Origin of the sequence: Lysobacter antibioticus HS124 (assembly GCF_000336385.2) — a bacterium.
Taxonomy (GTDB): Bacteria; Pseudomonadota; Gammaproteobacteria; order Xanthomonadales; family Xanthomonadaceae; genus Lysobacter; species Lysobacter firmicutimachus.
In genome coordinates, this window is record NZ_HG424508.1 from 1 (window position 1) to 13,466 (window position 13,466).

At 70.9% G+C, this 13,466-nt stretch carries 13 protein-coding genes; 6 read left to right on the forward strand and 7 right to left on the reverse strand.

The window, feature by feature from the left end; translation table 11 throughout:
- Positions 1–256: 256 nt before the first annotated feature.
- Positions 257–1,177 (reverse strand): patatin-like phospholipase family protein, encoded by a 921-nt coding sequence (locus TX83_RS12190; RefSeq protein WP_064748223.1) that lies wholly within the window; start codon positions 1,175–1,177, stop codon positions 257–259.
- On the reverse strand, positions 1,177–2,145 hold the full coding sequence (locus TX83_RS12195) for a helix-turn-helix transcriptional regulator (protein ID WP_064748224.1): 969 nt from the start codon (positions 2,143–2,145) through the stop codon (positions 1,177–1,179). Before TX83_RS12195 ends, TX83_RS12190 begins: the two co-directional genes overlap by 1 nt.
- Positions 2,146–2,234: 89 nt before the next feature.
- Here TX83_RS12195 and TX83_RS12200 point away from each other — a divergent pair, with 89 nt between their 5' ends.
- From TX83_RS12200 to TX83_RS12225, 6 genes are all read left to right on the forward strand, one after another.
- Entirely contained in the window at positions 2,235–2,834 is a 600-nt protein-coding gene (locus tag TX83_RS12200; RefSeq protein WP_141233491.1) for a hypothetical protein, read from the forward strand.
- Between the two features lie 142 nt (positions 2,835–2,976).
- Positions 2,977–6,069, forward strand: coding sequence for a molybdopterin oxidoreductase family protein (locus tag TX83_RS12205; RefSeq protein WP_064748226.1), 3,093 nt, complete (start codon positions 2,977–2,979; stop codon positions 6,067–6,069).
- Positions 6,056–6,292 carry a hypothetical protein gene (locus TX83_RS12210; RefSeq protein WP_064748227.1) on the forward strand — a complete coding sequence of 79 codons (237 nt, stop codon included), beginning with the start codon at positions 6,056–6,058 and terminating at the stop codon, positions 6,290–6,292. The genes TX83_RS12205 and TX83_RS12210 overlap by 14 nt, the downstream gene beginning before the upstream one ends.
- Positions 6,289–7,113 (forward strand): 4Fe-4S dicluster domain-containing protein, encoded by an 825-nt coding sequence (locus TX83_RS12215; RefSeq protein WP_064748228.1) that lies wholly within the window; start codon positions 6,289–6,291, stop codon positions 7,111–7,113. Before TX83_RS12210 ends, TX83_RS12215 begins: the two co-directional genes overlap by 4 nt.
- Positions 7,114–7,209: 96 nt before the next feature.
- Positions 7,210–8,160 (forward strand): dimethyl sulfoxide reductase anchor subunit family protein, encoded by a 951-nt coding sequence (locus TX83_RS12220; protein WP_064748229.1) that lies wholly within the window; start codon positions 7,210–7,212, stop codon positions 8,158–8,160.
- A gap of 159 nt (positions 8,161–8,319) precedes the next feature.
- Positions 8,320–8,997: a DUF481 domain-containing protein gene (locus TX83_RS12225; RefSeq protein WP_064748230.1), complete on the forward strand. Its 678-nt coding sequence runs from the start codon at positions 8,320–8,322 to the stop codon at positions 8,995–8,997.
- 140 nt (positions 8,998–9,137) lie between these two features.
- Here TX83_RS12225 and hemC read toward each other — a convergent pair whose 3' ends face one another.
- The 5 genes from hemC to TX83_RS24235 all read right to left on the reverse strand — a co-directional run.
- Positions 9,138–10,079 carry a hydroxymethylbilane synthase gene (gene hemC, locus TX83_RS12230; protein ID WP_064748234.1) on the reverse strand — a complete coding sequence of 314 codons (942 nt, stop codon included), beginning with the start codon at positions 10,077–10,079 and terminating at the stop codon, positions 9,138–9,140.
- 622 nt (positions 10,080–10,701) lie between these two features.
- Positions 10,702–11,436, reverse strand: coding sequence for a LytR/AlgR family response regulator transcription factor (locus tag TX83_RS12235; protein WP_064748231.1), 735 nt, complete (start codon positions 11,434–11,436; stop codon positions 10,702–10,704).
- A gap of 20 nt (positions 11,437–11,456) precedes the next feature.
- Positions 11,457–12,515: a sensor histidine kinase gene (locus TX83_RS12240; RefSeq protein WP_064748232.1), complete on the reverse strand. Its 1,059-nt coding sequence runs from the start codon at positions 12,513–12,515 to the stop codon at positions 11,457–11,459.
- 12 nt (positions 12,516–12,527) lie between these two features.
- Positions 12,528–13,217 (reverse strand): alpha/beta hydrolase, encoded by a 690-nt coding sequence (locus TX83_RS12245; protein ID WP_064748233.1) that lies wholly within the window; start codon positions 13,215–13,217, stop codon positions 12,528–12,530.
- 86 nt (positions 13,218–13,303) lie between these two features.
- The coding region (locus tag TX83_RS24235; protein ID WP_141233492.1) for a TonB family protein at positions 13,304–13,466 on the reverse strand (163 nt) is incomplete at its 5' end.

Sequence of the window (13,466 nt, forward strand, 5' to 3'; positions counted from 1 at the left end):
CCAGCCACAGCGGCAGCCAGCCCAGTGTGCCGTGATGGCCGCGCGCGGCCGGCAGCATCAGCACCAGCAAGGCGCCGATCGCGACCGCGTAGCGCAGGACGGTGTCCAGTTCGGCACGGACGGCATCGGCGGTACGGTCGGCGGCGGTCATGGCGGGCTCCGGTGGCGGCTCAAGGGCGTTGGAGCCACCTTCGCCGCGCCACGTCTCAGAAGCTGCGATGCCCCGCGCCGTTCGTCGGCGCGCCGGCCGGGCGGCTCAGTAGCCGGCCTTGTCCAACGCCTTGTCGGCCTCGGCCCGGCCCAGCTCGATCAGCTCCTTGGCGCGCCAGAACTCGTAGAACTGGCAAGCGTCGCGCGGAATCCGGATCACCAGCTCGGGCGGGTCCAAGGCCAGCTGCACGCGCGCGATCTGCGCCTGCATCATGTCCAGCGAACGCGCCATCAGTTCGCTGAAGCCCAATTCGTTGGGCCGCTCCTCCTCGCCGGTGGGGTCGCTGGCGATCGCATCGCGGCGCAACCAGCGCATCAACAGCGAGGGCGACGCCTGGGCCGGTTCGGCGGCGCCGTTCGGCAAGGCCAACGCGCCGGGCGGCCGCTCCGGCCAGCCGTGCATGTCCACCGCGATCAGCCGGTGCGCATCGGCCAGGCGGGTGGCGGCGATCGGCAGCGGCGCCAGCAAGCCGCCGTCGACCAACTCGCGCCCATGCAACTCATAAGGCGGAAACACGCCCGGAATCGCGATCGAGGCGCGCACCGCATCCCATAGATCGCCTTCGCGCAGCCACACCTCGCGCTGCCGGATCAAGTCGACCGCGACCGCGGTGAACGGCACCGGCAGGTCTTCGATGCGCGGCTCGCCGGTCAGCTCGCGCAGCGCGCGCATGAGTTTTTCGCCGCGGAACAACGCCGGCTGGCCGATCCAGGGATCGAGCAGGCGCAGCATGTCGGTGCGGCTCATGCGAAACAGCCAGTCGCGGTAGACCTCGAGCTTGCCGGCGGCGAACAGGCCGCCGACCAGGGCGCCGCTGGACGAGCCGGCGACCGCGACGATGCGCAGGCCACGCGCCTGCAAGGCTTCGATGACGCCGATCTGGGCCAGGCCGCGCGCCCCGCCCGCGCCCAGTACCAGGGCGACCGGTTCGCCGGCGGCGATGCGCGGGGCGTCGGCGCCGGGCATCAGCGTTCGTAGTTGCTCAGCGCCAGTTCCAGCATCGACTTGGCCTGTTCGCGCAGCACCACCGGCTCGACGATCTCGGCGTCGCTGCCGTAATGCATGACGTCCATCAGCAGCTCGCGGCCGGCGCTGTAGGGCACCTTGAGCTCGTAGCGGCCGTCGGGCAGGAAACGGCCCTGCTGCTGCGAATGCCAATGCTCGTCGGCGACCCAGCGCGCGGCCTTGGCGCTGAACACGATCGTCGCCCAGCCCTTGGGCGCGCCGGAGAAGATGCCGTAGCTGGACGCCAGGTGGCGATCGAGTTCCTCGTCGGCGACATCGCGCGCCGCCGCTTCGCCGACCTTGGCCGCGCTGATCCGGTCGACCGAGAAGCTGCGCAGCGCATCGCGCTCGTGATCCCAGGCGTCGAGGTACCAGTTTTCGCGGTAGTGGGTCAGGCGCTGCGGCGAGACGCTGCGGCGGGTGCGCTCGTCGGTGGAGCGGGCGCGGTATTCGAACGTCAGCTGCTTGCGGTCCAGCACCGCGGTGGCGACGGTGCGGAACGCGGTCTCGTCGAGCCGGCGGGTGCGGTGCGGGATCACCCGCACCCGCTCCACCGGCAGGCGACGGCCGCCGGCGTGTTCGTCGAGCAGCTTCTCGATCCGCTGCTGCAACGGCGCCAGCGCGTTCGACAGCACCCCGCCGCCGCTGCGCATCAGCAACTGCTGGGCGGCGAGCAGCGAGTGCAGCTCTTCCGAACTCAACCACAGCCCGGGCAGCTCGAAGCGGTCGCCTTCGCTGGTGTCGTAGCGGAAACCGGCCTCGCCGTTGCCGACCACCGGCGCCATCAGGTAGTCGCGCAGGTAGGCCAGGTCGCGGTACACGGTCGCGCGCGAACACTCCAGGTCTTCCTGGAGTCGCTGAACCGTGACCGGGTACCGGGCCGCGGTGAGAATCCTATGCAACGCGTGGATGCGTTCGATACGTTCCATGTCGGCAGGGTCTGGAGGAGGCGGTGGGGTCGCAATTAGCATGGCATCGGCCGCTGTCCGGCCGCCACCATCGAACTGAAGGATCGTACGTGATCAAGCCCGCATTATCCGCAACGCCGGCTCGGGCGGCAGTGCTGATCGCCCTGCTCGCCTCAGCGCCGGCCGCGGCCGGCCCCAAGGAAGAGCTGATCGCGGCGGTGGACCGGCTCAATGCCGCCCGCAGCTACCGCTCGGTCATGAGCGCAGACACCGGACTGACGGTGGAAACCGAATTCGTCGCTCCCGATCGCATGCGCGTGCGCATGGGACAGCTCGGCGAACGGGTCGTCGTCGGCACCACCATGTACGAAACCTATGCAGGCAATACGCGAAAAACGCCGATGCCCGGCAACTGGGCATCGGCCATGCACAGCCGCGTCAAGCAGCTGGGCAGCGAACAGACCCTCAGCGTGGCCTTGCTCGGCGAACAGACCGTGGCCGGCCAACCGATCCGCGTGTATCGCGCCGACAACAGCCAGCCGCGGATGTCGTCGACGTTCTGGATCGGCGCCCACGGCTACCCCCTGCAGGTCAAGACGACGCTGACCACGGCCAAGAACAAGAGCTACACCTCGACCGTGCGCTACTCGCGCCACAACGATCCAGGGCTGCGGATCGACCCGCCGGCGATGCCGGCGCCGAAGCGATAGTAGACACCGGCGCGGTCGCACCGGTTGCGACCTCGCCGCGCATTTTCGTGCTGCAATGCGATAAAGACTGCATCCGACGCTGGCACAAGCGCGCCGCGCGCGCAAGCTCGCCGGGCCCGATCCGGGTGTGCACAATGCCCGTATGCGAGAGCGCGCTCCCCCTGGGCCGGGCCCCCAAGAGCCAGCCATCGATCTGTCGCCCTCGCCCGGCGACGAGGTCAAGACCACGACCTGCTACATGTGCGCCTGCCGGTGCGGCATCAAAGTCTGGCTGGCCGACGCGGGTCCCCAGGGCAAGGCGATCCGCTACATCCAGGGCAACCCCGAGCACCCGGTCAACCGAGGCGCGCTGTGCGCCAAGGGCTCGGCCGGGATCATGCAGCACTATTCGCCGGCGCGGCTGCGCAAGCCGCTGCTGCGGGTCGGCGAACGCGGCAGCGGCGAGTTCCGCGAGATCGAATGGGAGCAGGCGCTGCAGATCGCCGTCGACTGGCTGGCGCCGATCCGCGCGCGCGATCCCGACCAACTGGCCTTCTTCACCGGCCGCGACCAGTCGCAGGCGCTGACCGGCTGGTGGGCGCAGCAGTTCGGCACGGTCAACTACGCCGCACACGGCGGTTTCTGCTCGGTCAACATGGCCGCCGGCGGGCTGTACACGCTCGGCGGCTCGTTCTGGGAGTTCGGCGAGCCCGACTGGGAGCACACGCGCTATCTGATGCTGTGGGGCGTGGCCGAAGACCACGATTCCAACCCGATCAAGCTCGGCCTGGGCAAACTCAAGGCGCGCGGTGCCAAGATCGTCGCGGTCAATCCGGTGCGCAGCGGCTACGGCGCGATCGCCGACGAGTGGATCGGCATCCGCCCGGGCACCGACGGCCTGTTCGCGTTCGCGCTGATCCACGAATTGCTCAAGTCCGACCGGATCGACCTGGAGTACCTGGTGCGCTACGCCAACGCGCACTGGCTGGTGATCCGCAATCCGGGCGGCGCCGACGACGGTCTGTTCGCGCGCGACGAACAGGGGCGCGCGCTGTGCTGGGCGAGCGGTCCTCATCCCGGTCCGCTCCCGCAAACGGGAGAGGGAGAGGGAGAGGGAGAGCAGCCGAGTCAGTCGCACGGAGAACGCCTCTCGCCGCAAGCGGGCCCGGAAGCGCCGCGGCAGCGCCTACCCGAAGAATCCCGGCTCCCGCCTGCGGGAGCGGGCCGGGGCGAGGGCCGCGCGGTGCCGGCCGACAGCATCGGCATCGCGCCCGCCGTGGTCGGCGAATACCGGCTTGCCGACGGCCGCCGCGCGACGCCCGCCTTCCACCTGGTGGTCGAGCGCTACCTCGATCCGCAGTACGCGCCCGAGGCCGTGGCCGACCGCTGCGGCATCCCCGCCGACACCATCCGCCGCATCGCCCGCGAACTGGCCCAGGCCGCGTTCGACGATCCGCTGCGCCTGCCGATCCCCTGGACCGACGCGCACGGCCGCGAACACGCCGACATGCTCGGCCGCCCGGTGGCGATGCACGCGATGCGCGGCATCAGCGCGCACAGCAACGGCTTCCACACCTGCCGCGCCCTGCATCTGCTGCAGTTGCTGCTCGGCGCGGTCGACACGCCGGGTTCGTTCCGCTATCAGCCGCCGTTCCCCAAGCCGCTGCCGCCGCCGAACCGGCCGGGCCGGAAGCGCCAGGGCAACGGCGCGCTGGACGCCGCACCGTTGGGCTTCGTGCACGGCCCGGAGGACCTGGTGGTCGACGAGAACGGCGCGCCGCGCCGGATCGACCACGCCTACTCCTGGGCCTATCCGTTGTCGGCGCACGGCATGATGCATACCGTGATCCGCAACGCCTGGGCCGGCGATCCGTACAAGATCGACACGCTGATGATGTTCATGGCCAACATGAGCTGGAATTCGGCGATGAACACCGGCCAGACCATCGCCTGGCTGACCGACCGCGGCGACGACGGCGAGTACCGGATCCCGCACATCATCTATGCCGACGCCTATGCCTCGGAGATGACCGCCTACGCCGACCTGGTGTTGCCCGACACCACCTACCTGGAGCGTTTCGACGCGATCAGCCTGCTCGACCGGCCGATCTCCGACGCCGACGCGGCCTGCGACGCGATCCGCCATCCGGTGGTGGACGCCGCGAGCCAGCGCCTGGACCCGAACGAGCCCGAACGCGACGTGCGCGGATTCCAATCGGTCCTCCTCGACCTCGGCGCGCGGCTCGGCCTGCCCGGCATGGTCCACGACGACGGCAGCCCGCGCTATCGCGACTACGCCGACTACATCGTCCGCCACGAGCGCGCGCCCGGGGTCGGCCTGCTCGCCGGCTGGCGCGGCGAACGCGGCGAGCTGGAGGCCAAGGGGCCGCCCAACCCCGAACAGTTGCAGCGTTACATCGAGCACGGCGGATTCTGGAGCAGCCCGGTGCCGGAGTCGGCGCGCTACTACAAGATGGCCAACCGCGCCTATCTGGACTGGGCGCAGAAAATGGGCTTCCTCGGCCATGCCGAGCCGATCGTGCTGCAGCTGTACTCGGAGACGCTGCAGAAGTTCCGGCTCGCCGCACAGGGTTTCGGCGAACACCGGCCGCCGCCGGCGCAACGCCAGCGCGTGGCGACCTACTTCGACCCGCTGCCGATCTGGTACGAGCCTTTCGAAGGCGCCCAGCTCGCCGACGCGGAGCGCTTCCCGCTCAGCGCGGTGACCCAGCGGCCGATGTTCATGTATCACGCCTGGGGCTCGCAGAACGCCTGGCTGCGGCAGATCGCCGCACGCAACTACCTGTATCTGCATCCGGCCACCGGCGCGCGCTACGGCCTCGCCGACGAGGATTGGATCGAAGTCGAATCGCACCACGGCCGCATCGTCGTGCAGGCCAAGTTCGCCGCCAACGTCCAGCCCGATACGGTCTGGACCTGGAACGCGATCGGCAAGCGACGCGGCGCGTGGCGCCTGAGCAAGGACGCGCCGGAGGGGCGCAAGGGCTTTCTGATGAACCATCTGATTTCCGACCTGACCCCGCGCGGCGATTACGCCAACGCCGACCCGGTCACCGGCCAGGCGGCCTGGTTCGATCTGCGCGTGGCGATCCGCAAGGCCGAGGCCGGCGAGGCGACCCAGCCGCAGTTCGCGCCGCTGCCGTATGCCGAAGCCGGCGCCGCGCCGCTGCGTTACGGCGCCGGCTTCCGCGCCGTACGCGAGAGACACGAGGGCCGCGACGATGACGCCGCCTGAGCGCGAACCCAGCCGGCGCCTGCGGCCGGTGCGCCTGTTCGCCGGCGTGCTGTGCCTGCTGCTCGGCCTGGCCCTGATGCTGCTGCTCGGCCTGGGACTGCTCGGGCCGGCGGCGGGCGTCGGCGGCTCGCCGGCGTTGGTCGCGCTGATGCCGAGCGTGGCGATCGGCGTGACCGTGTTCGCGCTGGGCCTGTGGCTGCTGGCGACCGGGAGGCGGCGATGACCGGCCTGCCGCCGCCGTCCAAGAAGAAGCTCGGCCTGGTGATCGACCTGGACACCTGCGTCGGCTGCCACGCCTGCGCGGTCAGCTGCAAGGAATGGAACGCCGGCGGATTCGCCGCGCCCCTGACCGACGAGCAGCCCTACGGTCGCGAGCCCTCGGGCGTGTGGTTCAATCGCGTGCACAGCTACGAGATCGCACCGATGGCCTTGGCCGATCCGGTGCGCGCCGCGCCCTCGCAGACGCTGTCGGCCGGCGCGCCGGCGCCGCGCAGCCACTGCGCCAGCCCCGCGCAGCCGGCGATGACCCTGCACTTCCCGCGCTCGTGCCTGCACTGCGAGCAGCCGGCCTGCGTCACCGTGTGCCCGACCGGCGCCAGCTACAAGCGCGCCGAGGACGGCATCGTCCTGGTCGACGAAGACAAGTGCATCGGCTGCAAGCTGTGCTCTTGGGCCTGCCCCTACGGCGCGCGCGAGTACAGTCCGGTCGAAGGGGTGATGAAGAAATGCACCTTGTGCATCGACCGCATCTACAACGAAAACCTCAGCGAAGCCGAACGCCAGCCGGCCTGCGTGCAGGCCTGCCCGACCCGGGCGCGGCATTTCGGCGACCTCGGCGATCCCGAGTCCGAGGTGTCCAGGCTGGTCGCCGAACGCGGCGGCGTCGACCTGATGGCTTCGCTGGGCTATCGGCCGACCAACAAATACCTGCCGCCGCGCCCGCGCCGCGGCGGCGACGACAGCCCGCCGGCCCCGGCCGAAACCTTGGACACCGGCGCCTTGCCGGGCGTGCTGCGATGGCTCGACAAGGTGTTGTCGCGGTGAACGCAAACGCTTGCGCCCTGCGGCCTCGCGCCGCAGCTGCAACCGCGGCCCGTCCGGTCGCGCCGTTTTCTGTTTTTCGCTCCTCCGCAGGCTGACATGCACCCGGCGTTCTCGGTCATTTTCTTCACCACCTTGTCGGGCGCGGGCTATGGCCTGCTGACCTGGCTCAGCGTGTTCGCGTTCTGGCGCCATGCATACGGCGCCCACGCCGCCGCGTTGCCGGAGCGCAGCCTGGGCTGGGGCCTGGCGCTGGCGCTGCTGCTGGTCAGCGTCGGCCTGCTCAGCTCGACCCTGCACCTGGGCAAGCCGCAGCGGGCCTGGCGCGCGTTCTCGCAATGGCGCAGCTCCTGGCTGTCACGCGAAGGCGTGCTGGCGCTGGCGACCTACCTGCCGGCCGTGGGGCTGGGCCTGTGGCTCGCCGGCCCGCTGCGCGGCGCCGGCACGTGGCTACCGGCAGCGCTGGCCGCGGCGACGGCGGCCTGCGCCCTGCTCACCGTGGCGTGCACCGCGATGATCTATGCCTCGCTGCCGCCGATCCCCGCCTGGCGCCATCGCCTGGTGGTGCCGGGTTATCTGCTGTTCGCCCTGCTCGGCGGCGGCGCCCTGCTGCCGCTGCTGCCCGGCATGGCGACCGAAGCGCGCTGGGCCTGGGCCGCGCCGCTCCTGCTCGCGCCGCTGGCCGCGGCGCTGAAGCTGGCCTATTGGCGCGCGATCGATCGCCAACCGCTGCCGGTGGACCGCGGCGACGCGCTCGGCCTGCCCGGACGCGAGGCGACGGTGTTCGAACGACCGCATACCGAGGCCAACTACCTCACCCGCGAGATGGGCTACGTGCTGGCGCGCAAGCACGCGGCCAGGCTGCGCCGGATCGCCGTGATCCTGTTCGCGCTGGCGCCTTGGCTGGCGGCGGCGCTGGCCTTCTGGCTGCCGCCGGGACCGGCGCCGGCGGTGGCCGCCGCCGGCGCGCTGGCGGTGCTGACGGGCACCCTGGTCGAGCGCTGGCTGTTCTTCGCCCAGGCCCGCCACGTGGTGACCCTGTATTACTGAACGCCGGCGCAGCGGCGCGGAACCCCGGCGGCAACGGCGACCGCGCCTGCACCCGGCCCGACCGCTTGAACGCCGCCTATCCGCGGGCAACCGCCGTCGCAGGCCTGTAATCGCTTTCATGGCATGATGGCGGCCGTTTCTTGCTGAACCCTTCAGACGATGCTCGGTGCAATCGGGCTCGCCCTGCTCGGCGCGCCCCTGGTCACATTGCCGACGCCCGCCTTCGGCGGCGACCCGACCCTGATCGCCATCGCCAGCGATCCGGCGCGCATGCGCTTGTATTGCCTCTCGACCCGCTGCGGCGACGAGGAATGGCGCCTGGCGTTGGCGCCGCCGCCGGCCAAGGCCCCCGACATCGATCCGCTCGACCTGCCGCCGTTGCGCAACGTGCAACTGCCCGGCTCGCAGCGCCGGGTCGGCGGCATCCGCGCGCCGGCCACCTCGCGCGAAAGCCGCGCCATGTACTCCAACGACTACCGCATCGGCACCCGCTACGGCGTGCAGGCATTGCGCGACGGCCCGACCCAACTCGGCCTGACCTTCGGCGCCGGCTATCGCCTGGCGCCGCTGCACGACGACGGCATCAACCGCCCCGGCGCGGTGTTCCGCGGCGAACTCAACCTCGGCCAGAAGCTCGGCGACCGCGCGCGCTGGAGCCAGCGGGTGCAGGTCGAGAGCGGCCACGGCGACACCTTCGTCAAGCAGAGCGTGCGCCTGGACGTCGATGTGTGGCGCAACTGGAAGCTGGAAACCGACTTCGCCATCCGCCACGACTCCAACGGCGGCGGCGGTAGCGAAAGCGCGGAAAGTTCGATCGAGCTGATCCGGCGGTTCTGAGCCCCGCTCCCTGCCGGAGCGGCGCCGCAGCGGCGGGACACCACGTCGCCGCCCGACGCCTGGCTGGGCGATGAAACGCCCCCTTCGCCCTCGCTTCGACGGCCGCGGCTTACGCCGTGCCTACCGCGAAGCGACGCGCCTCAGTCGGCGTCCCCGGAGATCGTCGGCAAGGACTGGGCGATGAAATCGGCCGCGCCCTGTTCCAGCAGCCGCTGTGCGATCTCGATGCCCAGGCATTGCGGCGCATCGCCGCGGCCCTCGCCGTGTGCGCGCACCGCACGCCCGTCGCTGGCCGAACCGACCAGCCCTTGCAGGCGCAAATGCGCGCCGTCCAGGTGCGCATGCGCCGCCACCGGCACGTGGCAGCTGCCGTGCAGGGCGCGGTTCATCGCCCGCTCGGCCTCCACACAGGTGCGGGTGTCGGCATGATCGAGCGCAGCACACAATTCCCGCGCGACCACATCGTCCTCGCGGCATTCGATCGCGATCGCGCCCTGCGCCGGCGCCGGCAACCAATACGGCGACTCCAGGCGGCGGCGGATGCGCGCGTCCAGCCCCAGCCGCTGCAACCCGGCGCAGGCCAGCACGATCGCGTCGTAGTCGCCGCTGTCCAGCCGCGCCAAGCGGGTGTTGACGTTGCCGCGCAGGTCCAACAACTGCAGGTCCGGGCGCAGCGCGCGCAACTGTGCCTGCCGGCGCAGCGACGACGTACCGACTCGCGCGCCCGGCGGCAGCGCGTCGATGCCGTCGAAGCCGTTGCTGACGAAGGCATCGGCGTAATCGGCGCGCTCCAGGATCGCCGGCAGGGCGAAGCCCGGCTCCAGCGCCATCGGCACGTCCTTGAGCGAATGCACCGCGCAATCGGCTTCACCGCGCAGCATCGCCAGCTCCAGCTCCTTGAGGAACAGCCCCTTGCCGCCGATCGCCGCCAGCGAGCGGTCCAGCACCTCGTCGCCGCGCGTGCTCATCGGCACCAACTCGACCGCGAGTCCGGGGTGGATCGCACGCAGACGGTCGGCGACGTGCTCGCTCTGCCACAGGGCGAGCGGGCTTTTGCGGGTGGCGATGCGCAGGGTCTTCATGCCGGCATTATCGCCGCTGGACGGGGTTTGGCCCAAGGGCCGGAATCACCGGGGAAGGAGGGAACCGGACAACGTGTCTGGCAGCGAGGTTGCGGTTGTTGCCGTGAAGCGCTTGGCGCCGCCTCGAACTCGCGAAGACAAATCGAAGCCCCGAAGGGCGGCCGGCCGGGAGGCGGGCCGCGCACAGCCAGGCCAGGGAGGGCCTGTGCGGAGCGGCCCTGCGCAGGCTACGTCCCATAGCGGCCCTCGATACGAAACCGCCATGGCGTTTTCTTTGGTTACTTTTGACTGAGGGAAAACCCGTCGGACGTTGTCGCCTTGGACAAAGAAAGTGACCCGGCCGCCTGCGGACGGAGGCTTTGTTTGGTGCCTTGGGTTTTGTGCTTCGAAGTTTCAGAGGCTTTCGAACGACAAACGCGGCGAGATCGCAAGGACGCGGTCGCGGCTTGCGCCGCTCCTACACACCCCACGACGGTTTCAGGCTTCGATCCATGACGCTGGCGTTGGAGCTTCTGCGCGTCCCGGGGTCGCGGCTTGCGCCGCTGCTACAAAAACCGGCGCGGCGTTCCTGGCGGCTGCTCTGCCGACGCCCCGTCCCGAATCCCCATTCCCGCCCCACCGCTCAAAGATGCTTGAGCGTCTCGCGCAGCGCCGCCACGCAGCGGCGGCTGACCTCCAACGGCTGCTTGCCGTGGCGCAACACCGCCTGGACATGGCCTTCCGAATCGCGCTTGAGCTCGACGATTTCGTGCCGCGCCACCAGGCAATTGCGGTGGATGCGCACGAAACGCTCGCCGAACTCGTCCTCCAGCGATTTCAACGACTCCTCGATCAGATCCTCGCCGCGCGCGTGATGCACGATCACGTACTTCTCTTCGGCGTGCAGGTAATGCACGTCCTCGATCGGGATCAGGCGCAGGCTGCCGCGCAGGCGCGCGCACAGATGGCTGCGGCTCTGCCCCGGCGCGGCGCCGGTCTCGCTGTTGCGCTCGCGGCCGGCGGCGAAGGTGCGCACCCGCTCCAGCGCCGCGTCCAGGCGCTCGGCGCGCACCGGTTTGACCAGGTAGTCGATCGCCTCGGCCTCGAACGCCGACAGCGCGTGCGCGTCGTAGGCGGTACAGAACACCACCGCCGGGCGCGGATCGAACGCGGCCAGGTGGCGCGCCGCCTCCAGCCCGTCGATGCCGGGCATGGCGATGTCGAGCAGGACCAGGTCGGGCCGATGCTCGGCGCAAGCATGCAAGGCGTGTTGGCCGTCGGCGGCTTCGGCGACGATCTCGACGTCGTCGCGTTCGCTCAGCAGGCCGCGCAGGCGCTCGCGCGCCAACGGTTCGTCGTCAGCGATCACCACTCTCATGGACTGCCTCATCGGAACCTTCATCGGCGCTGCGCCTCCACCCCGGTCGGCACGTGCAGTTCGCACAGATAGTAGCCCTCGTCCCAGCCTGCGGTCATCCGTGCCGTGGGTCCGTAGGCGTAACGCAGCCGCTGGCCGATGCTGTGCTGGGCGTGGCGCGAGCCGCTGGCCCGGCCCTCGGCCGGTGCCGGCGCCGGGTTGCGTATACGCAACAGCAGCCGGTCGGCGAGCTGGGTCAGCTCGATCTCGACCTCGCCGCCGGCGGGCAGGCGCGAGACCCCATGCAGCACCGCGTTCTCGACCAGGGGCTGCAGGATCAGCCGCGGCAGCGGCATCTTCCAGGGCAGGGGTTCGCGCTTGCGCCACACCACCCGCAGGCGGTCGGCCAGCCGCAACTGCTCGATCGCCAGATAGCGCTCGGCCAGTTCGACCTCCTCGGCCAGGCTGGAATCGCCTTGCGAGGCGCCCAGCGCGGCGCGGAACAGGTCGGACAAGTCCAGCACCGCGCGCTCGGCCACCACCGGGTCGCTGCGGACCAGGCCGGCGATGGTGTTCATGCTGTTGAAAAGGAAGTGCGGCTTGATCCGCGCCTGCAGGGCCTCGACCTCGGCGCGGGCATTGGCGCGCACCTGCGCTTTCCAGCTGTCGTTGACGTAGAGGTAGCGCAGGACCACGCCGACCGCGAGCGCGGCCACCGCGGTGGTGCCGCCGACGAAGCGGGCGAAGCTGATCCCTTCCGGCACCAGGGCGACCGAGGTGGCGTCGTCGATCCGGTGGGTGATCGCCGCCAGCGCGGCGGCGATCGCGGCCGCGGTGACGGTGGCGAGGAAACCGCCGAGCGCCGGCGGCAGCTGCGCCAGCAGGCGCCGCGAGCCGCACAACAGCACCGAGATCGCCAGCGCCAGCCACAGCGCGAAGGCGCTGGAGGAAACGAAGCGGCCGTAGTTCCACTGGCTGCCGTCGGGCACCAGGGCGAGCACGATCACGATCAGCTCGGCCATGCTCAGCATGACCAGCAGGCGCGGCAGCCGGCACAGGTCCGGCAGCCAGGATTCGCGCTCGCCGACCGGCTCGTTCATGGCCCGGGCCGCTCAGCCGGCGGCGAAACGTCGCGACATCCAGTCGCCGAGCGCCGCGATTTCCTCGGCGCAGACCTGGTGCGCCATCGGGTAGGCGTGCCAGTCGACCTGGGCGCCGAGCGTGCGCAATCGCGCCGCGGCCAGCTCGCCTCCGCGGTAGGGCACCACCTGGTCGTGCGTGCCGTGGGCCATGAAGACCGGCTGGGCGCGGGCGGCCGGGGTGGCTTCACGGATCAGCCGGTCGGCCATCGGCAGATAGGTCGACAGTCCGACCAGCCCGCCCAACGGCTCGCCGCGGCGCAGGCCGGCGGCCAGGGTGACCGCACCGCCCTGCGAGAAGCCGGCCAGCAGCACCCGCGACGCCGGCACGCCGCGCTCGTGTTCGCGCGCGATCAGCGCCTCGACCTGGCCAATCGATTCCTCGACCCCGGTCTCGTCGGCGCGGTTGGCCAGGTCGTTGAAGTCGCGGATGTCGTACCAGGCGCGCATGCGCAGGCCGTTGTTGATCGTCACCGGACGCACCGGCGCATGCGGGAACACGAAGCGCAGCGCCGGCCAGTCGCGACGCACCAGTTCGGGCACGATCGGGGCGAAGTCGTGGCCGTCGGCGCCCAGGCCGTGCAGCCACAGCACGCTCCAGGCCGGCGCCGGGCCGGTTTCGTGTTCGACGGTTTCGAGCAGTTCGGGGGCGGACGTAGTCATCGGCCGCATTGTGGCGGTTGCGCGCGCGCCGCGCCAAGCGCGGGCGCCGGCGGCGTGTCCGCCGTCGCAATCGCCCGCGCCGGGCCTCAGCGCGTGGGCAGCTTGAAATTGAGGGTGCGGCGGGCGCTGTGCGCCTCGCCGGTGGCCTCGAAGCGCAGACGCGACACCGCCGCCAGCGCGGCCTCGTCGAACACCCCGGCCGGCTGCGCCGAGACCAGCCGCGGCGCACCGACGCGGCCGTCGGGAAGG

Bases quoted from the DNA above. Each gene is read 5' to 3' on its own strand.
- TX83_RS12190 (WP_064748223.1), bottom strand. From the start codon at position 1,177: ATGCCCGGCGCCGACGCCCCGCGCATCGCCGCCGGCGAACCGGTCGCC.
- TX83_RS12195 (WP_064748224.1), bottom strand. From the start codon at position 2,145: ATGGAACGTATCGAACGCATCCACGCGTTGCATAGGATTCTCACCGCG.
- TX83_RS12205 (WP_064748226.1), top strand. From the start codon at position 2,977: ATGCGAGAGCGCGCTCCCCCTGGGCCGGGCCCCCAAGAGCCAGCCATC.
- TX83_RS12210 (WP_064748227.1), top strand. From the start codon at position 6,056: ATGACGCCGCCTGAGCGCGAACCCAGCCGGCGCCTGCGGCCGGTGCGC.
- TX83_RS12215 (WP_064748228.1), top strand. From the start codon at position 6,289: ATGACCGGCCTGCCGCCGCCGTCCAAGAAGAAGCTCGGCCTGGTGATC.
- TX83_RS12220 (WP_064748229.1), top strand. From the start codon at position 7,210: ATGCACCCGGCGTTCTCGGTCATTTTCTTCACCACCTTGTCGGGCGCG.
- TX83_RS12225 (WP_064748230.1), top strand. From the start codon at position 8,320: ATGCTCGGTGCAATCGGGCTCGCCCTGCTCGGCGCGCCCCTGGTCACA.
- hemC (WP_064748234.1), bottom strand. From the start codon at position 10,079: ATGAAGACCCTGCGCATCGCCACCCGCAAAAGCCCGCTCGCCCTGTGG.
- TX83_RS12235 (WP_064748231.1), bottom strand. From the start codon at position 11,436: ATGAGAGTGGTGATCGCTGACGACGAACCGTTGGCGCGCGAGCGCCTG.
- TX83_RS12240 (WP_064748232.1), bottom strand. From the start codon at position 12,515: ATGAACGAGCCGGTCGGCGAGCGCGAATCCTGGCTGCCGGACCTGTGC.
- TX83_RS12245 (WP_064748233.1), bottom strand. From the start codon at position 13,217: ATGACTACGTCCGCCCCCGAACTGCTCGAAACCGTCGAACACGAAACC.